The organism is Bacillus sp. FSL M7-0003 (genome assembly GCF_038628485.1).
In the GTDB taxonomy this organism is placed as follows: domain Bacteria; phylum Bacillota; class Bacilli; order Bacillales; family Bacillaceae; genus Bacillus; species Bacillus safensis.
Map to the genome: position 1 here is coordinate 3,468,267 of NZ_CP152024.1, position 18,130 is coordinate 3,486,396.

Sequence of the window (18,130 nt, forward strand, 5' to 3'; positions counted from 1 at the left end):
TATCGTCCTCCCTTTTACTCTGCATCCCACACATAGGATTTCGTATGCTTTAACCATTCTCTTGCCGCAAACGACAAATATCGGTCTTTACGCCAAATGACACCTAAATGCCACGGGATCGACGGGTTTAGGGAAATGACCTTTACCTTTTCAGGATCAAGATCACGGCAGATTCGTTCTGGCAGAAGTCCAATCCCTAAGTTTTCAGCTACCATTTCACTAATGAAATCCCACTGAGACGTTTCATAAATGACATTTGGCCGGAATCCCGCATTCATACATTCATTCAAAATCCGGCTGTGCAGAACAAAATCTTCTCTAAAGAAAATAAAAGACTCTTCCCTTAAATCAGCTAAATGTACCTCCTCACGACCAGCCATCGGATGGGATGGATGCGTCACGAGCTTCATGTTCTCTTTAATAATGGTGTACGTATGAAAAATTTTATCATTTGCAGGCAGAACAATGACACCAATATCAAGCGACCCATCCTCGACCCCTTCCTCTACTTTAATGGAGCCGTGCTCAACCAATTGAAATGTGACATCTGGATATTGCTGGCGGAATTCCCCCATGACATTCGGGAAGAAACTTGACCCAATCATCGGCGGCAGTCCGATTCGAATATGCCCTTTTTTCACATTCATTAAATCATTTAATTCGTTCGTTAAATTCTGAAATGACTGTGCGATTTCACTCGCTTGTGTATACATGGTTTGGCCAGCATCTGTCATTTCAACCTGCCGGCCATTGCGGTAAAATAACTGCACCCCCAGCTCATCCTCCAGGTTTTTGACCATCTTGGAAATGGTCGGCTGCGATACGTAAAGGGACTGCGATGCTTTCGTGAAGCTCTTTAACCTTGCCACTTCTAAGAAATATGTTAAATGTCTGATGTCCACCTGATTCATCCTTCCTATAGACAAAAGGAATAATTACTATTCGATATATGTATTTTACCTATAACTGAACGTGCTGTACACTTTAAAGTAAGCTCATCACTTGGAACGTTGTCATGTTTTTGTGAAATAGTGAACAATTTATATAGAAAAAGGAGTGAACAGAAAATGAAATTGCTCAAAAAGCCGCTGATTGCTGCCCTTCAGATTATGGCCTTGTTTATTTTTGCGAAATTCATGAATGTGCTGGCGGCCTTTTTGCATTTAAGAATTCCAGGCACGATCATAGGCATTCTTGTCATTTTCTTATTACTTCATTTTAAGATCATTCAATTAAAATGGATAGAACTTGGCGCCGTATGGCTGCTCGGAGAACTGCTGCTTTTCTTTATTCCATCAGCAGTTGGTGTCATTGATTATGGAAAACTGCTTTCTCAATCTGGCACAAGTATTGTCCTTGTCGTCTTAATTAGTACGTTTGTGGTCATGCTCTCAACTGGTATCATGACGCAAATGATTGCGAAACGAAAGGAGCGGAAAAAACTATGTTAGTTGGCGGACTATTTCTGATTTTAACAGTTCTTTTATATCTCGGATCAAAAGCGGTGTACAAACGGCATCCGAAGGTCTATGTCTCCCCATTACTTGTGACTCCGCTTGTCCTTGTCGTCTTGCTGTTAATCGTCAACATTCCTTACGATGCTTATAATCAAGGCGGGAAATGGCTCACGAATATGCTGCAGCCTGCGACTGTTGCTTTTGCCATTCCTTTATATAAGTATTTTCATATCCTGAAGAAGCATGCAGTGGAAATTCTTTTGAATGTGGCTTGCGGCTCTGTCATTGCGATCTTATCAACGGCATTTATCGCCAAGTTGTTTCATCTGGACACAGGCCTTATTGAGAGCCTTGTCCCAAGATCGGTTACAACACCTGTAGCAATGAGTGTGTCAGAAATGATCGGCGGCATGCCGTCCGTTACGGCTGTGTTTGTCATTTTAACCGCACTGTTTGGGTCGATTATCGGTCCAATGGTGATCCGTTATTTCCGCATTGATAATGACATTGCCATGGGCGTCCTGCTTGGAACAGGTGCACACGGTGCAGGAACATCGAAGGCCTTTGAAATGAGCTCCGTCTCAGGGACGATCTCAAGTGTATCGATGATTATTTCAGCCATTATTACATTATGTGCAGCACCTATCCTTATGTCGTTTGCCTTATAGAAAAAAGCCATTCCTTATCGGAAATGGCTTTTTCTTATGCTTGTATGAAGACAACCTTTAAATAGTTTCCTTCGGGATAATTCTTCGTTGTACGGAAATCCTCAGGAAGTGTATATTCTTCAAGTATCCGATAGGTTTGCCCTGATTCTTTAAAAGCCTGTGCAATAAACCCTTTAAATTTCTTCATGCCAAATGCACTGCTATTCGTTGATGCCACAATGACGCCGTTCTCAGCTGTAATTTGGATGGCTTCTTTTAATAGCTTCTTATAATCCTTCGCCGCACTGAATGTGTGCTTTTTCGTTCGTGCAAAGGAAGGCGGGTCTAAGATGACGAGATCATAGGTCCAGCCTTTTTTCGCTGCAAACGGAAAATATTTAAAGACATCCATGACTTTGATATCCTGCCCGTCCACATCAATACCATTGACTTCAAACTGCTCAGATGTTTTTTTCAAGCTGCGGTTTGCAACATCCACACTTGTCGTACGGCTCGCCCCGCCAAGCGCAGCTGCCACTGAGAAAGCACCTGTGTAAGAAAACGTATTGAGCACAGTCTTTCCTTTTGCATAACGCTCTCGGATCGCTTTTCTCACATGACGCTGATCAAGGAAAATACCCGTCATCGCGCCATCATTTAAGTAAACCGCCACGTTCATGCCGTTTTCTTTCACGATGAGAGGAAATTCACCTTTCTCTCCCTTCACAAAATCATCATCTTCTATATACTGTCCAGACGTATCAAATCGTTTCTTTTCATAAATGCCTTTATAGTCTGGATACACGTGCTCAAGTGCAGCCAATACATCTTCCTTTAATGTATAGACTCCTTCGCTATACCATTGGATGAGGTAGAATCCGTCATAATGATCAATTGTGACGCCGCCAATTCCATCACCCTCTCCGTTGAAGACGCGGAAAGCAGTCGTCTGTGCATCACGAAATAAATGCGTTCTGCTTTTCGCCGCCTGCTCAATCCTAGAGACAAAGAAAGCTTGATCTATTTTTTCGTTCGCATCAAAGGTTAGTACCCAGCCGATTCCTTTATTTTGTACACCATAATACCCTTTTCCTAAAAAAGCGCCCCGCTCATCTACCCATTCAATGAGCTCGCCTTCCCGTACACCGTTCACATGCGATACTGCATCTTTGGAAATGAGCGGATATCCTTTTTTCACTTGTTCCGCAAATGTTTGTTTTAATGAGATTTTTTTCATTTGTGTCATCCTTATCCTAAATTGACTCTCTCTATCCTACCATATGAATGTATACGTTACTTCTATTATGATAAGATGAGGAGAAAAATATCAACATGACATAGAGGAGGCACTTCGTTTGACGACATTACGCTTAGATCATACAGGTATTATGGTTTCGAATATCGATCAGTCGATTGATTTTTATGAAAAAGTGGTGGGCATGAAATTAAAGGACCGTATCACTCATACAAATGGAGTGATTGAGCTTGCATTTCTCGGTTTTAAAGATGAAACCGAAACCGAAATTGAGCTCATCCAAGGCTACAGCAGTGACCTGCCATCTGAAGGGAAGGTCCATCATCTTGCCTTCACAACAGACAACATTCATGCTGAATTCAATCGTATTCAAAAGCTGCAAATTGAATTAATTGATGAAGAAATCACGACATTACCAAATGGATATTGCTACTTCTTTTTCAGAGGGCCAGACCAAGAGTGGATCGAATTCTTCCAGCGCTAATATTTCCTAGGAAATGGGGCCGCTAAATCTATCTTCCACTTATTCATAAAGAAAAGAGTAAGAGCATATACATGCCCTTACTCTTTTTTATAACACCTTACTAAGAAATGATTTTGTACGCTCATGCTGCGGGTTTCCAAAGAGAGCTTCTGGTTTGTCTTCCTCGACAATATATCCGCCATCCATAAAGATGACACGGTCTCCCACCTCTCTTGCAAAGCCCATTTCATGTGTGACCACAATCATTGTCATGCCTTCGACAGCTAATTGTTTCATTACAGCTAATACATCCCCTACGACCTCAGGATCAAGAGCTGATGTCGGCTCATCGAATAATAGTACTTTCGGATCCATTGCCAACGCTCTCGCAATGGCGACACGTTGTTTTTGTCCACCAGATAATTGGTTAGGGTAGCTTTTGGCTTTGTCTTTTAAGCCGACTTTTTCAAGCAAGTCTAACGCTTTTTCGACTGCTGCCTTCTTCTCGATGCCTTTTACCTTGATCGGTGCAATCGTGATATTTTCTAAAACGGTTTTATGAGGGAATAAATTAAAATGCTGAAACACCATACCTACTTCTTGTCGTACTTTATTGATATTCACCTTTGGATCTGTAATCGTGTGTCCGTGGACAACGACTTCTCCAGCCGTGATATCTTCTAATTTATTGAGGCATCTTAGAAACGTGCTTTTCCCTGATCCAGAAGGACCAATGACACACACTACTTCCTTTTCCTCGATGACTGCGTTAATATCCTTTAACACTTCGTGATCGCCAAAAGATTTCTTTAAGTTTTTCACCGTAATCATACTCATTTGATATCAAATCTCCTTTCTGCGTAGCTAGCCAGTAGAGAAAGTAAATAAATGATCACGAAATAAATGACACCGACAATGAGCCAGACATTCAAAGGATCAAATGTAGCCGATGCTTGAACTTGTCCTCGCTGCATAATATCGGCAATCCCGATAATAGATAAGAGAGATGTATCCTTCAAGCTGATGATGGCCTGGTTTGTAATCGCCGGGAGCATCCGGCGGAATGCCTGCGGAAGGACGATAAAGCGCATGTTTTGCCCCCCTGTAAAGCCTAAAGAGCGCGCAGCTTCTGTTTGTCCTTTATCAATAGACTGAATCCCTGCACGAATAATTTCTGAGAAATAAGCCCCTGCATTAATCGCTACTGTAATAATTCCTGCAGGCACTCGATCAAGCGAAATGAATTCAAGTGTATTCAAACCAAAATAAATGAAGAATAGCTGTACGATAAATGGTGTACCTCGAATGGCATTCACAAAAACGAGTGCGATGAAATTTAAGATTTTAAATGGTGACAGACGGAATAATGCCACAATTAACCCTATGATAAACCCTAAAATGATGGCAACAACAAAGATATATAAAGTGGTTTGCAAACCATCCATTAAATACGGAAATGCATTAATAATAGTATCCATGTTTCTCCCTCCCTAATTCACATACGGCTGACACATAAAGAAAGCGCGCTCGGAGCGCGCCTCGCTTGTGTTATGACTTCAAATATTTATCAATAATTTTGTCATATTCACCGTTTTTCTTTAGGTTCTCAAGACCTTTATTGATCTTCTTCAATAGGTCTTGGTTTTTCCCCTTCATGACAGAGATACCATACTGGTCTCCATTCAAGCGGTCTCCAACTGTTTTCAATTTTAAATCTTGTTGTGCGATCGCATACGTAATGACAGGATAATCCTCAATTAAGGCATCTGCATTTCCGTTTGATACTTCCTGGAACATAGATGGGCTGTCATTAAATTGAACGACTTCATACCCATATTTATCAGCGTTATCAGATGCGAATTTTGCACCAGTCGTCCCGTTTTTAACAGCTAGCTTTTTCCCCTTTAAATCATTAATAGATTTGATGCTGCTGTCCTTTTTCACAACAACTGTCAGTCCAGCGTCGAAGTAAGGATCTGAGAAATCTACTTTCTTCTTACGCTCATCTGTAATACTCATTCCGCCCATTCCAACATCAAGCTGTCCTGCCTGCATCGCTGGAATGATGCCTGAGAAGTCCATGGCTTCAAGCTTCACTTTGAAACCTTGGTCTTTCGCGATTGCATTAATTAAATCAACGTCTATCCCTTCATATTTACCGCCCTTTTCAAATTCAAATGGCGGATAAGTTGTATCTATCCCAATTTTATATGTGCCTTTGCCTTCTCCCGAACCACTGTCCGATTTTGATCCACAGGCTGCCATGACAAGCACAACAATTAGTCCCATGATCAATAACATCGATTTCTTCATAAAACACGACCCCCATTGTCAGTTTTGTCTAAATATTCGCAATAACAATAATACTATACCACGCTAAAGCTATAGTGTGTGATATTTTTTATCAATACCAAAGATCCATACAATTCTAGATCAATAGTCTCTTTAAATTTTACTTTTTTGCGAATAACTCATTTTATTCTAAAAGAAGAGTGATTCACAATTATGATGTGAGATTATCTCACAAAAAACGAGTCAGCGCCTTGATAAATGAAGTTTCTCCCTTGCATACGAAGGCAAACTCAACAACTTCCTTCGTCTCTTTATTGATATTGTAATATATTTTTTTCAAAACCCTCTTTTTACCTAAAAATATGTAAGCGTATACAAAAGAGCAGTGGCTCCCTATTTCTTTCACTACTGGTTGAATTTACATCAAAAAACATGTTTTACAAACTGCACGAGAGAGCTTAAAATATAAGAAGATACTGGAATATGGGAAGTTGATTCAGAAGAACGGTTACTGATAGATGAAGAAAGGAGGATAAGAATTGGCAGAAGCAGGTGTTTTGTCGTCCGTTGATGTAGCGAATATGCTCAATGATTGGTATGTCATGATGAAAAAAAGAGAGATACAAGGTGCTATCCAGTTAAAAGAAGACATTCTTCAAGCGTTTGATCGAATGGAAGAAAATCAAGACGTCTTACTTTACTATCAACTGCTAGAGTACCGTTTTAAAGATCTAATAGAAGATACAGCTTCGTTAGATCATAGTCTTTTTGTTGATGAAAATGCCATCCGTACGGATGATATGCTCAGCTATTATTTCTATTTCTTTAAAGGGATGTATGAAATGCGCAGAGGCAATCAGGATACGGCATTTCACCATTTAAAATTGGCCGAGGATAAATTAGATCTCGTGCACGATGACATTGAAAAAGCCGAATTTCATTATAAAACAGGGTGTCTTTACTATAATATTAGATCCACGCTTCTCTCCATTCACCACTTAAAGATGGCTTCATCTATTTACGACGCAGATCCATGTTATGTGAAAAAATCAATCAGCTGTCAAATGATGCTTGCTTTGAATTATGCGGATCAGTCGAAATTTGATGAGGCAGAATCGCTGTTCGAAGAAGTCATTCATTCACTAGAACAGATGGATGATCCAGATTTACTTGGACATGCCTATTGCAATGCAGCCTTTATTAAAAGTCTAAGAAATGAATACAGTGAAGCTGTGCCACTCCTAGAAAAGGCTTTAATGATAGAATCATTCGAAACTTCTTCTCCAGGCGGCTATTTACTTGCCATGTACGCCTACACAAAAGCACTATTTAAGCTGAAAAAGCCAGGTTTGTTCCACTATTATGTACAGCTTTCACTTCAAAAAGCAGAAAATTTAAAACAACGAAACATTTCACTTAAATTATCCATTTTAGAAACACTTATGATTCAGCCAGACAACATGATTGAGCAAATCAAGGCTTATTGCGATCAATTAGAATCAATGAATTTCCTTGTTGACCTTGAAGCTATTTGTCAGGATGCAGCAGCTTACTTAACAGATCTTGGGCTTCATGAAGAATCCTCTTATTTTAGAAACAAGGCGTTGTCCTTGAAAACTTGTTAAGAAAATGGAGTGATGTATGATGAAGAAATGGCTCATCACAAGTGCGATTTTAACCCTCTTGATAACAGGTGTTTCTGTTGGTACTTTCATTCAAAAAGACAGTCAATCTGCACAATCTCAAGATATTATTCAAAAGAGAGACCGTGGAACCAACCCTTAATATGAAAAAAGCAGCTGTGATCAAAACAGCTGCTTTTTGATATGCTAATCAATTTCTCGTTTAATATTCTGCATTTTTTCATCTAAGTAATGGGCAATATCTGCGGCTTCCTTCAGTTCATCAGTCAGCTGATGAGGAACATCGTTTTGCAGTTTATAATAGATTTTATGCTCTAGACTCGCCCAAAAATCCATCGCAATGGTCCGCACCTGAATCTCAACCTTCACATGCTCCACACGATTTGTTAAGTAGACAGGTATCTCAACAATTAAATGAAGGCTTCTGTAGCCATTTGGTTTTGGATGTTGAATGTAGTCCTTCACTTCAAGGATCTTTAAATCCTCTCTTTGCCTCAATACATCCATAATGTTATAGATATCTTGAATAAAAGAACAGATGATGCGGACACCTGCAATATCATGGATATACTCCTTGGCACATTGTGTCGTGATGTCGCATCCTTTTCTTGCTAGTTTATTCACTATGCTTTCAAAGGATTTAATTCGTGATTTTGTATGCTCTATTGGGTTGTGTCCATGGATTAAATTATACTCCTGGCTGATAATTGAAAACTTTGTATCCATTTCATCTAACGCAAATTTATATACTAATAGTTCATTTTTCCAGTCTTCCATGACATTTTTCAAATCTTCTACATGAGTTGCTGACATATTCATTTTCTTTTTGTCATCTCCTTTTGGGAAACGGCAGCTGCACCGCTTTCCGTTTACTAGACGGAGAGAGGACTCGAATGGTTTTAAAAAATACGCAGTTAGCCTCGTTGTTTGTAATATGTCAGCGCTAGCGCAAGGGCCAGCACAGAGCCTTTCACAATATCCATTGCATAATAAGGGACAGACATCATCACAAGCCCATTTTGTAAGATACCGATGAGTACAGCTCCGATAAAAGTGCCAAATGCGTTTGGTTTACCTGCTCCCATGACGGAAAAGCCGATAAAAGCAGCCGCTACTCCATCCATTAAATATGGTGCACCAGCATTAATTTCTGCTGTCATGACCCTTGATGCCAGTACGATACCGCCGATCGCTGCAAATAACGCAGAAAGCAGATAGGCCGCAATTTTGTATTTGTTCACATGTATGCCAGACAATCGAGCCGCTTCCTTATTCCCACCGATGATGTACATGAATCGGCCGTGCTTTGTGTAAGTCATGAAAACATGCGCAAATAGTACAATGACAGCCATAATCAGAATGATATATGGCACCTGTCCAATTTTGCTGAAAAAGGCAGGAATCGTTCCCGTTGAGAACGTGCCATCGGGAAGCACCATATTTTCAGAAATAGTCGCCCCTTTCGTATACGTTTGAGCCAGCCCTTGAATGATAAACATCATGGCTAATGTCATGAGCATATCTGGAATTTTCATTTTGACGATCATCCATGCATTTAGCAAACCAACAATGATAGAAGCTGCTAGTGCAGAGAGGATTGCAATCAGTGGGTTTTGCGAGAACCATACGAACATAGAAATGACAATCGCATTTGATAGCGTAGCGACTGATCCAACTGATAAATCAAAGCCGTTTACTGCCAATGAGATGGTTAAGCCCACCGCAATGATGGTCACTATCGAGATAGATCGTAGAATATTGATGATATTTCCTGATTGCAAAAACGCTGGATTCGATGCCGCAAATACCACAATCAACACGACAATGGTTAAGATTGTGCCATATTGATAAAAGAAATCAAACAGATGAAAGGATGGCCGCTGTTTTTTGATTTGCTGCACAGGGGCTGGAATTTGTTGTTCGCTCATGATTGTCCTCCTGTTGAATGATATAAAAGCTCCTCTTCAGTCGTCGGTGCGGTCATTTCCCGGGCAATGCTGCCATCATATAGCACGTATACTCGGTCTGCGATACCTGCAATCTCTGACAGCTCACTCGACGCATAAATGACAGATTTTCCGCGGGCAGCAAGCTCTGCAATCAGAGTAAAAATATCTTTTTTCGCTCCAACGTCTACTCCTTTGGTTGGTTCATCAAAGAGATACACATCTGCCTCAGCCAGCAGCCATTTTCCGATGGCAACCTTTTGCTGATTTCCACCAGATAGGTGCTTCACCTTTGCTTCAAGCGACGGCGTTTTGACACCAAGCCGTTTGACGATGTCGCCTGCTTCCCGCTTTTCCTTCGAACGATGTAAGAAGCTGAATATCCGTGAAAATGAGTGAAGACTTGCAGCCGTTAAGTTCCATCCCACGCTCTCTTCGGTCAGAATCCCTTCTTTTCTCCGCTCTTCCGGCACAAGAGCCATTCCAGCTCTCACCGCTTGATGAGGCGATGTGATGTGAATGGTTTGACCATGAAGCTGCACGGTCCCCGTCTTTTTTTCTGAGGCACCGAAAAGGGCTTTACACAATTCTGTTTTACCAGCACCGACAAGTCCTGCGATCCCGAGAATTTCTCCTTTTTTGACATAAAAGTGAATGTTGTTTAATTTATGTTGATCGTTTAGCTCTTTCACTTCAAGCACTATAGGTGCATCTTTCAGTGGCCTGCGAGACGGGAATTGCTCCTCTAATGGGGCACCTAGCATTTCTTCAATGACCTGCTGCGGATTTGTGTCTTTGACAAGGTGAGCTGCGACATCCGTTCCATTTCGCATCACAGTCAGTTCATCACAGATGGTGAAAATTTCAGGCATGCGGTGAGAAATAAACACGATCCCCGTCCCATGCTGTTTCAACCGATCAATCATTGAGAATAATTTGCTTGTTTCTGCATGACTAAGCGGAGCCGTTGGTTCATCTAAGATTAAAATGCTGCATTTAATGGAAACGGCCTTGGCAATGAGCACCATCTGTTTTTCAGCAAGGGTCAGATCGCTGACAAGTCGTTTTGTGGAAATGTCGATGTCCATTTCTTTTAATAGCTGAGCCGCCCTGCGATGCAGCTCTTTCCAGCTGACAAATGTTTTTTTCTCAATTTCATGCATCATCATATTCTCACCAACACTTAAGTAGGGAACAAGCGCCGTATCTACTTCTTGATGGACCGTCTGCACACCATATAAGGACGCATCCTTTGGGGTTTGAATGGTTGCCGCCTGGCCATTGATGTGGATGGTCCCGTCGAAGTGGGAATGAGCGCCAGAAAGAACCTTCATTAACGTTGACTTCCCAGCACCATTTGCTCCAATCAGTGCATGGACCGTCCCTTTTTTTAATGTGAAATTTACTTGATCTAACGCTTTGACCCCTGGGAATTCAATTGAAATATTTTTCATACGAACAAGCGGCGCTGTCATTGGTGTCCTCCTTCTCTTGATATCATCTGAAAAACGAAACACCCTCTATGAAAAGAGAGTGCACGTCACTTATTTTGTATAATGCTTCTTCAAGGTCTTCATCCAATCTTCCTCAAAAGCAGTCGATGAACCGAATCCCTTCACTTCGTCTGCAAGATTGACCATGTTAATGGCTTTTCCTGCTTGCTGAAGCTGCTTTTGCGAGATGAGAGAGGCCTCAAGGTCATAGGAAGATGGTGTTTTCTCATCAGCTATTTTCTTCGCAAGAATCCTCACGTCGACGGCGCCGATGAGCTTCGGATCAACCGCTGCTGTGTACTTCCACGGACTGTCCTTCGCCGTCATTTCTTGAAGATCCGCATTTGACACATCAATCCCATAAATCTTCACTTCTGTTCTTCCTGCTTCCTTTAACGCTCTTGCTGCTCCAATGGCAAAGGCATCCCATGTGGCAAAAATAGCGTCCAGCTCGCCCTTTGGATACTTATTCAGCATGGCTGCTACTGCATTTTGCGTTTGAACAGAGGTATCAGAGGAGGCAATACCAAAGCGGTCAAGCTCCTTGATCCCTGAATGTTGTTTAAGCGTTTCTTGATAGACCTTATTTCGTCTCACCATTGGCGGGAATCCATCTACCCACAGGTATGCAATATTTGCTTTTCCTTTAAAATCAGACACGAGCGCATCTAATGATTTTTTTGCTAGTTGTTCGTCATCTTGAGATGTCACTGTGACCCCTTTGATGTCCTTCAGCTTAGGATTCGAATCAAATGCTACAACTGGAATGCCTTTCGCTGTGATCTTTTTCACATCAGCGACTGTCGCCTCGTCGTCCCCGTGAGAGATGATAAAGCCATCGTAATTTTCTTCAAGCGCCTGAGAGATGGCATCATGAAACTTCGCTGTATCTCCATTTGCTGTGTAGACATCTACCTTAAAGCCGAGTGCCTCACCTTCTGCCTTCGTTCCAGCTAAAAATTGAGCTGTATGATCGTCTCCTCCAATTTTGCGGATGACTTTAATTTTTGCCCCCTGTCCCTTTGCAAATCGCTTCGGTACATTATCAAAGGAAACCTTTTCGTTCGTATTTGCCTTTGAGCCCGCACTTGATCCGGTGCCGCATCCTGTTAACAGGACGGTCAATGCCGTTAATAAGACAAGAAATGATGTAAAATGCTTACGCTTCATTGCTGTTCCTCCTCGAGTTGTTTTTTTCACATCGGAAAACTAGGTAAAAAAGTAGAAATACGCCTGTAAAACAGGCATTTGATTCGAAAAAGAGACGAAAAAAAGCCTCTCTTGGAAAGAGAGGCTTGATCACCGTTGCATGAAACATGTATCGGGAAGTCTTCCTCTCTTATCTGTCAAAGCTGTAACAGCTTTGCAGGAATTAGCACCAATTTCTAAAATAGAAACGGTTGCTGGGCGTCATAGGGCCAGTCCCTCTGCCTCTCTTGATAAGAGATCCGTTATGAAATTTGTTTTCGTTGAAATGTCTTCTTTACTTTAATGTGATGTCACATCAATGTCAATGACTTTTTTGAAAATTTCTAAAATATCATCAGCTTCCGATGATTTTCTTCGCAGGTGATGATTTCTTCAGACGGAAATCATATTTTTTCTCATTCACAAATTGCGGGTTGAGATGTGCTGATCCTTTATCTTGGCCGCTTTTAGAAAGATACGTTTTGTAGCCTTCCAACCATTTCCCGCGCCATACCCACTGTGATGCTTTCGCACCTTTGCGGTCATCATAAACGTTCTTCTGGAAGGTATTCTTTTGGTTCACTTGATAAAGATTCACGACTAAGTAATGCGAGGCACTAGCTGTCATGATATTATTCGTGATTCGATTGTTCACTGCTTGATATTGCATCAGCAATTGACCGCCTTCTAAGCCGGCTGTGTCATTTTTGTACAAAGTATTATGTGAAATCGTCGTATGGGTTGTACCGCCCCGCTTCTTATCATAGCCGCCAATAGAAATGCCTGTATAACGGTTTAAATATACTTGATTGTGTTCGATACGGATACGGTCCGCCATTTTTCCTTTATGTTCGCTTGTGACTTCAATCCCCAGGTCGTTGTGATGTGAGATGTTATGATCGATCACAATGTCTTTTCCGCCATCAACATAAATTCCGCCAGCGGAGATGTCGCTGCCATAGGCTGGGTTCCCTGCACTCGTAATTTCATATACTTTGTTTCTAGAGACGACCCCATTTCTCACTTGATCATACTTTTTAGAGGGTGCTACGTTCTCAAAACCAATTAAATCAATGCCAATATTATCATTGTGCCGGACCGTGTTATGTGTCACACGGAACTTTTTGACGTTTCCATTTAGCACAAGCGCTTCACTGAAGCCCAGCTTTAATTTTTCAACGGTATTTCCTTTGATTTCAATGTCTTCAATCGCTGCAGGAGCTTTTGTCCCATAGACAGCAATTCCATGTGCATTTCCATTTTTATGTTTCGTCTGAATATCATACACTCGGTTATTAAGCAATTTGACGCCTTTACCGCTTCCTTTGATGAAAATACCAACTGGTGTCAAATCTTCTTTATTCGTCTTAAGGTGTCCTACAGTCAGGCCTTTGATGGTGATGTAGCTCTTTTGATCGATCGTGACAAGACCTCCATCGGCTTGATTTCCTTTTAGGGAAGCCCCGCTAATCACAGGTTTTTCCTTTCCGTAAGCTTGAAAGACAACGGGTGCTTTCTTTGTTCCTGAATGGCGGACAATCAATTTTTCTTTGTATGTACCGCCTCTCATGTAAATGGTTGCCCCAGCCTTCGCCATACTTGCTGCTTTTTTCAGCGTGCGGAAAGGTTTTTGCTTTGTTCCCGGGTTTTTGTCGCTTCCGTTTACCGCTACGTAATAGGCTGTGCTTTGCTTAGCGCCAGCCTCATCTGTCATCGCCTGACAGCCAAAGCTGATCACGGTCATGAATAAAATGAGTAAAATGACTGGTATCGCTCGTTTCATCTTGTTGTTTGCTCCTTTCTCTTCTCTTCTTCCTTTATCGGTTAAAAAAAAGAGGATTAAAATATGACGATGTCCCTTGCAATGTACTAGTCAAAAGGTGTATGGTTGAAAGAATATCTTACAGGAAAACCACTCGTTTTTAAATTGTCAGATTAATCAGTTAATAATGTATTTGGATTTTATTTCTTTTTAAAAAGGGGTGACAGGAGCCAAACTGACAGCAGAGAAAAGGAAAGCGCTTTAACAGATTTTTCTTGTCTGAATTCCAGAAAACCTATTGCTAATATTTTTTGAAGGTATAGAATAGAATCATAATTATTTCATATTATTAGAATTTTCAAATAATCAAACAGCAAGGAGATTTACAATGCCAAAACAACCCATCCGCGTTGAACTTAGTTCAACAAAAAAACCAAAACCTCAATCTGATCAACTTGAATTCGGAAAAATCTTCACAGATCACATGTTTGTGATGGATTATTCAGTTGATAAAGGCTGGTACGATCCAAGAATTATCCCTTATCAGGCCATTCCAATGGACCCAGCTTCGATGGTCTACCATTATGGTCAATCTGTTTTTGAAGGCTTGAAGGCTTATGTTTCTGAGGATCAAAAAATTCTCTTATTCCGTCCGGAAAAAAACATGGAGCGCTTAAACAGATCCAATGACCGCCTGTGTATTCCGCAAATTGATACAGAAACAGTATTAGAGGGCTTAAATGAACTCATTCGTATTGATAAGGATTGGGTACCTGATGCAGAGGGCACTTCCTTGTATATTCGTCCATTCATTATTTCCACTGAGCCATATTTAGGCGTTGCACCGTCTAGCACGTATAAGCTGCTCATTATCTTATCTCCAGTGGGATCATACTATAAAGAAGGCATTCATCCGGTCAAAATTGCAGTTGAAAATGAGTTTGTCCGTGCCGTTAAGGGTGGAACAGGAAATGCCAAAACAGCTGGAAACTATGCCTCAAGCCTTAAAGCACAGCAAGTTGCTGAAACGAAAGGATTTTCACAAGTTCTTTGGCTTGATGGGGTCGAGAAAAAATACATTGAAGAAGTCGGCAGCATGAATATCTTCTTTAAAATCAACGGAGAAATCGTGACGCCTGAATTGAACGGCAGCATTTTAGAAGGCATCACACGTAACTCTGTGCTTGAGCTGTTAAAGCATTGGGGAATTCCAGTAACAGAGCGCAAAATTTCAATTGATGAGTTAATTGAAGCACATCAATCTGGCGAGCTTGAAGAAATTTTCGGGACTGGAACGGCAGCTGTCATCTCTCCTGTAGGAGAATTAATTTATCATGATCAGCCATATGTGATCCAAAATGGTCAAACAGGCGAAGTATCGAAGAAATTGTACGAAGCTATCACTGGCATCCAAAAAGGGACACAGCCAGACATCTTCGGCTGGACAGTTGAAGTTGACTCAGTCGTCAAGCAAGCATAAGCATATAAAAGAACCTTTCAATCATGAAGGGTTCTTTTTTGTTTATTTACCTCTCTTTCATCCCTTATAATGGTAAATACACATGAATAAGGAGAGTGATGGTATGTTTTTTACTTATCTACTAGCGTTCTTTGGAATCTGCATCGGATCGATGATCGTCGCCACTGGTTTCGACGATTCACCGTTCCTCACCCGGTTTCTATTTAAGGCGCTTGGGATTTCTACCTTTGCTCTTTCCATTACTTTTGTGAAGGTCAGACGAAAGAAGTTACAGAAAAAAAGGCGAAATAGACTTAGTTGACCCGTCTGCTTCCCATCAAATCGTGCACCAAAACAAGACCGACACCCCGACAATCGCCCCTGTGTATATCCACTGTTTCCTTTTGATGCTCCGCTTTTTTTCGATCAGTAAAAAGATCTCTGGCAAAAAGATGATCATGATTTCCAGGATAAAAACAAGATAATAAACAAGCGGCATTGGCTGGAAATCAAATTTTCTTGCATCTCCTCCAATCGTTGCAAAATACATCAACAGATTGGTCACCGGAATGGTAAAACAAACGAGCAGGCGGAGAACATAGATCAACACATATTCCTTATGCCGAATGAGGCCAACAAATGTAGCAATAAGACCATACAAAAACAAGATTACTGTACCATAACTCATGACAGGCTGTACGACAAACCCGTAAAACATTAAACCAATTGCAACCATATTCCAACAGTCCTTTCTTTGAAGCCATACATGCTGTTTTTTCTAATCATACACTTCTTTCTCCAGTTTCCATATGGGGCAATCATAAAAAATGACCCCATGAAGGGGCCATTATGTGTTAAGCATTGACGGATTTGAAGAATTGCGGTAAATGTTCACGATGCGCTTCGAGCATTTCGTCTAAAATTTGCTTTGCAATGTCGTCAGATGGGACGAGCGGGTTGATGGTCATCGCCACAAGAGCTGTCTCGTAATCTCCTGTCACAGCCGCTTCTGCTGCCACACGCTCGAATGATTTGATTTGTTGAACGAGTCCTCTTACAGCTACAGGCAGATCACCTATCGCGATTGGTTTTGGTCCATCCTTCGTAATGATACAGTTTACTTCAACCGCTGATTCAGCCGGAATGCTGGCAATCGCCCCTCTGTTCACTGTATTGACTGGTTGAACGTCGTGCTTATCATTATTGATGGAGCTGATTAAGTTACAGGCCGCATCGCTGTAATAGGCCCCGCCTCTTTTTTCGAGCTGTGGTGGTTTAATGGACAAATCAGGATCTTTATAAAGCTCAAATAATTCCTGCTCGACCTGCTGTACAACCTCTGCTCGTGTTCCTTTCTCTTGAGCCGCCTTTTGCTCTTCTTCCAGCATATCTTTCGTTTTATAGTAATAGCGGTGATACGGACATGGGATGACCCCTAATCCTTTCACAAAAGAAGGCTCCCAGTTTTTCGCTTCAATGTTTCTCATGGACCACTGGCTGTTCGGATTTCCTAGTTCATCAAGCACTTGATCCATAATGCTGACTCCGTCTAAATATACGTCTAATCCATAGACCATGTGGTTGAGACCGGCAAACTGTACCTCGATGCGTTCAACGTCTACATCAAGCGCTTTGGCAATCCCCATTTTGATCCCAATCGGTACATTGCATAGACCGACCACTTTTTTTAGATTCGTGTAGCGTAAAACAGCTTCAGTGACCATGCCCGCTGGATTTGTAAAGTTCACAAGCCATGCGTCTGGGCAAAGCTCTTCCATATCCTTCACAATGTCTAGAATGACTGGGATGGTCCGAAGGCCTTTAAATAAACCGCCTGGTCCGTTCGTTTCCTGACCGATGACGCCGTATTTAAGCGGTATTCTCTCATCCTTTGCCCGTGCTTCCAGCAGTCCTACACGAAATTGTGTCGTCACAAAATCTGCATCCTTCAAGGCTTCCCGGCGGTCAAGAGTCAGGTGTACCTCAATCGGCAGACCCGCTTTTTCAACCATACGTTTCGCCAGAGCGCCTACGATGTTTAACTTTTCCTGACCTGCTTCAATATCCACAAGCCATAATTCCTTTACAGGTAATTCATGATATCGTTTAATAAACCCTTCGACGAGCTCAGGCGTATAGCTCGATCCACCGCCTATTGTGACAATTTTGATTCCTTCTTTCATGAATTGACACCTCCGAGTTGCTTCATTTTTTCATGGAGTTCGATGATTTCCGCTGCTAGCTCCTTGACGGTCATTGCGTTCATGAGATGATCCTGCGCATGAATCATTAAGAGGCTAATTTCCGTCTTTTCGCCCCTGATTTCTCCTTGGATCAGCTCTGTCTGTGCGTGATGCGCCTCATTTAACGCGTCTTGTGCGTCCTGCAATTTTTGCTTCGCCTCATCAAAGTTTCCTTGTTTTGCACATGTAATGGCCTCCATCGCGGAGCTTCTGCCATTTCCGCCGTGCAGGATGAGTTGAAACACAATTTGTTCCATTTCCATCGGCCGCATCCCCCTTGTT

19 protein-coding genes and 1 riboswitch are annotated in these 18,130 nt (G+C 41.6%); of the genes, 6 read left to right on the plus strand and 13 right to left on the minus strand.

Going from position 1 to position 18,130, the window contains the following annotated elements:
• Positions 1-14: 14 nt before the first annotated feature.
• Positions 15-902: a LysR family transcriptional regulator gene (locus MHI23_RS17825; RefSeq protein ID WP_024426436.1), complete on the minus strand. Its 888-nt coding sequence runs from the start codon at positions 900-902 to the stop codon at positions 15-17.
• A 165-nt stretch (positions 903-1,067) separates the two neighbouring features.
• Here MHI23_RS17825 and MHI23_RS17830 point away from each other — a divergent pair, with 165 nt between their 5' ends.
• Positions 1,068-1,451 carry a CidA/LrgA family holin-like protein gene (locus tag MHI23_RS17830; RefSeq protein ID WP_034621912.1) on the plus strand — a complete coding sequence of 128 codons (384 nt, stop codon included), beginning with the start codon at positions 1,068-1,070 and terminating at the stop codon, positions 1,449-1,451.
• Entirely contained in the window at positions 1,445-2,125 is a 681-nt protein-coding gene (locus MHI23_RS17835) for a CidB/LrgB family autolysis modulator (protein ID WP_073207868.1), read from the plus strand. The genes MHI23_RS17830 and MHI23_RS17835 overlap by 7 nt, the downstream gene beginning before the upstream one ends.
• A 34-nt stretch (positions 2,126-2,159) precedes the next feature.
• Here MHI23_RS17835 and MHI23_RS17840 read toward each other — a convergent pair whose 3' ends face one another.
• The gene (locus MHI23_RS17840) at positions 2,160-3,341 is read right to left on the minus strand and encodes a class I SAM-dependent rRNA methyltransferase (protein WP_073207871.1); all 1,182 of its coding nucleotides are present in this window, start codon (positions 3,339-3,341) and stop codon (positions 2,160-2,162) included.
• Positions 3,342-3,459: 118 nt separating this feature from the next.
• Between MHI23_RS17840 and MHI23_RS17845 the strand changes: the two genes are divergently transcribed.
• Positions 3,460-3,843 carry a VOC family protein gene (locus tag MHI23_RS17845; RefSeq protein ID WP_024423854.1) on the plus strand — a complete coding sequence of 128 codons (384 nt, stop codon included), beginning with the start codon at positions 3,460-3,462 and terminating at the stop codon, positions 3,841-3,843.
• A gap of 87 nt (positions 3,844-3,930) precedes the next feature.
• Here MHI23_RS17845 and MHI23_RS17850 read toward each other — a convergent pair whose 3' ends face one another.
• The 3 genes from MHI23_RS17850 to MHI23_RS17860 form a co-directional block, all read right to left on the minus strand.
• Positions 3,931-4,659, minus strand: a complete 729-nt coding sequence (locus MHI23_RS17850; protein WP_103131778.1) for an amino acid ABC transporter ATP-binding protein — start codon at positions 4,657-4,659, stop codon at positions 3,931-3,933.
• The gene (locus MHI23_RS17855) at positions 4,656-5,300 is read right to left on the minus strand and encodes an amino acid ABC transporter permease (protein WP_024423856.1); all 645 of its coding nucleotides are present in this window, start codon (positions 5,298-5,300) and stop codon (positions 4,656-4,658) included. The genes MHI23_RS17850 and MHI23_RS17855 overlap by 4 nt, the downstream gene beginning before the upstream one ends.
• Before the next feature lie 70 nt (positions 5,301-5,370).
• Positions 5,371-6,135 carry a transporter substrate-binding domain-containing protein gene (locus tag MHI23_RS17860; protein WP_024423857.1) on the minus strand — a complete coding sequence of 255 codons (765 nt, stop codon included), beginning with the start codon at positions 6,133-6,135 and terminating at the stop codon, positions 5,371-5,373.
• 518 nt (positions 6,136-6,653) lie between these two features.
• Between MHI23_RS17860 and MHI23_RS17865 the strand changes: the two genes are divergently transcribed.
• Both MHI23_RS17865 and MHI23_RS17870 read left to right on the plus strand, forming a co-directional pair.
• Positions 6,654-7,739: a Rap family tetratricopeptide repeat protein gene (locus MHI23_RS17865; RefSeq protein ID WP_254806034.1), complete on the plus strand. Its 1,086-nt coding sequence runs from the start codon at positions 6,654-6,656 to the stop codon at positions 7,737-7,739.
• Positions 7,740-7,758: 19 nt separating this feature from the next.
• Positions 7,759-7,899, plus strand: a complete 141-nt coding sequence (locus MHI23_RS17870) for a hypothetical protein (RefSeq protein ID WP_164512173.1) — start codon at positions 7,759-7,761, stop codon at positions 7,897-7,899.
• Between the two features lie 44 nt (positions 7,900-7,943).
• Here the strand turns inward: MHI23_RS17870 and MHI23_RS17875 are convergent, their stop codons facing one another.
• The 5 genes from MHI23_RS17875 to MHI23_RS17895 form a co-directional block, all read right to left on the minus strand.
• Positions 7,944-8,576 (minus strand): GTP pyrophosphokinase family protein, encoded by a 633-nt coding sequence (locus MHI23_RS17875; protein ID WP_003215004.1) that lies wholly within the window; start codon positions 8,574-8,576, stop codon positions 7,944-7,946.
• A 95-nt stretch (positions 8,577-8,671) separates the two neighbouring features.
• Positions 8,672-9,685, minus strand: coding sequence for an ABC transporter permease (locus MHI23_RS17880; RefSeq protein ID WP_041108333.1), 1,014 nt, complete (start codon positions 9,683-9,685; stop codon positions 8,672-8,674).
• Positions 9,682-11,178, minus strand: coding sequence for a sugar ABC transporter ATP-binding protein (locus tag MHI23_RS17885; protein WP_125586858.1), 1,497 nt, complete (start codon positions 11,176-11,178; stop codon positions 9,682-9,684). The genes MHI23_RS17880 and MHI23_RS17885 overlap by 4 nt, the downstream gene beginning before the upstream one ends.
• Positions 11,179-11,247: 69 nt before the next feature.
• Positions 11,248-12,366, minus strand: a complete 1,119-nt coding sequence (locus tag MHI23_RS17890; RefSeq protein ID WP_125586860.1) for a sugar ABC transporter substrate-binding protein — start codon at positions 12,364-12,366, stop codon at positions 11,248-11,250.
• A 166-nt stretch (positions 12,367-12,532) separates the two neighbouring features.
• Positions 12,533-12,642, minus strand: a riboswitch (SAM riboswitch).
• Positions 12,643-12,739: 97 nt separating this feature from the next.
• On the minus strand, positions 12,740-14,167 hold the full coding sequence (locus MHI23_RS17895) for a right-handed parallel beta-helix repeat-containing protein (protein WP_125586862.1): 1,428 nt from the start codon (positions 14,165-14,167) through the stop codon (positions 12,740-12,742).
• A 367-nt stretch (positions 14,168-14,534) separates the two neighbouring features.
• Here MHI23_RS17895 and MHI23_RS17900 point away from each other — a divergent pair, with 367 nt between their 5' ends.
• Positions 14,535-15,626 (plus strand): branched-chain amino acid aminotransferase, encoded by a 1,092-nt coding sequence (locus MHI23_RS17900; protein WP_024426445.1) that lies wholly within the window; start codon positions 14,535-14,537, stop codon positions 15,624-15,626.
• 316 nt (positions 15,627-15,942) lie between these two features.
• Here MHI23_RS17900 and MHI23_RS17905 read toward each other — a convergent pair whose 3' ends face one another.
• From MHI23_RS17905 to MHI23_RS17915, 3 genes are all read right to left on the minus strand, one after another.
• A complete protein-coding gene (locus tag MHI23_RS17905) occupies positions 15,943-16,341 on the minus strand; it encodes a hypothetical protein (protein ID WP_342492133.1) in 399 nt (132 codons plus the stop codon).
• A 118-nt stretch (positions 16,342-16,459) separates the two neighbouring features.
• Positions 16,460-17,788 (minus strand): 6-phospho-beta-glucosidase, encoded by a 1,329-nt coding sequence (locus tag MHI23_RS17910; protein ID WP_342492134.1) that lies wholly within the window; start codon positions 17,786-17,788, stop codon positions 16,460-16,462.
• Positions 17,785-18,111, minus strand: a complete 327-nt coding sequence (locus MHI23_RS17915) for a PTS lactose/cellobiose transporter subunit IIA (RefSeq protein ID WP_025093804.1) — start codon at positions 18,109-18,111, stop codon at positions 17,785-17,787. Before MHI23_RS17915 ends, MHI23_RS17910 begins: the two co-directional genes overlap by 4 nt.
• Positions 18,112-18,130: the final 19 nt, after the last annotated feature.

Coding starts and splice junctions, on each gene's coding strand:
- MHI23_RS17900 (WP_024426445.1), top strand. CDS start 14,535: ATGCCAAAACAACCCATCCGCGTTGAACTTAGTTCAACAAAAAAACCA.
- MHI23_RS17855 (WP_024423856.1), bottom strand. CDS start 5,300: ATGGATACTATTATTAATGCATTTCCGTATTTAATGGATGGTTTGCAA.
- MHI23_RS17910 (WP_342492134.1), bottom strand. CDS start 17,788: ATGAAAGAAGGAATCAAAATTGTCACAATAGGCGGTGGATCGAGCTAT.
- MHI23_RS17915 (WP_025093804.1), bottom strand. CDS start 18,111: ATGGAAATGGAACAAATTGTGTTTCAACTCATCCTGCACGGCGGAAAT.
- MHI23_RS17905 (WP_342492133.1), bottom strand. CDS start 16,341: ATGGTTGCAATTGGTTTAATGTTTTACGGGTTTGTCGTACAGCCTGTC.
- MHI23_RS17835 (WP_073207868.1), top strand. CDS start 1,445: ATGTTAGTTGGCGGACTATTTCTGATTTTAACAGTTCTTTTATATCTC.
- MHI23_RS17875 (WP_003215004.1), bottom strand. CDS start 8,576: ATGAATATGTCAGCAACTCATGTAGAAGATTTGAAAAATGTCATGGAA.
- MHI23_RS17870 (WP_164512173.1), top strand. CDS start 7,759: ATGAAGAAATGGCTCATCACAAGTGCGATTTTAACCCTCTTGATAACA.
- MHI23_RS17880 (WP_041108333.1), bottom strand. CDS start 9,685: ATGAGCGAACAACAAATTCCAGCCCCTGTGCAGCAAATCAAAAAACAG.
- MHI23_RS17860 (WP_024423857.1), bottom strand. CDS start 6,135: ATGAAGAAATCGATGTTATTGATCATGGGACTAATTGTTGTGCTTGTC.
- MHI23_RS17885 (WP_125586858.1), bottom strand. CDS start 11,178: ATGACAGCGCCGCTTGTTCGTATGAAAAATATTTCAATTGAATTCCCA.
- MHI23_RS17895 (WP_125586862.1), bottom strand. CDS start 14,167: ATGAAACGAGCGATACCAGTCATTTTACTCATTTTATTCATGACCGTG.
- MHI23_RS17840 (WP_073207871.1), bottom strand. CDS start 3,341: ATGAAAAAAATCTCATTAAAACAAACATTTGCGGAACAAGTGAAAAAA.
- MHI23_RS17890 (WP_125586860.1), bottom strand. CDS start 12,366: ATGAAGCGTAAGCATTTTACATCATTTCTTGTCTTATTAACGGCATTG.
- MHI23_RS17830 (WP_034621912.1), top strand. CDS start 1,068: ATGAAATTGCTCAAAAAGCCGCTGATTGCTGCCCTTCAGATTATGGCC.
- MHI23_RS17850 (WP_103131778.1), bottom strand. CDS start 4,659: ATGAGTATGATTACGGTGAAAAACTTAAAGAAATCTTTTGGCGATCAC.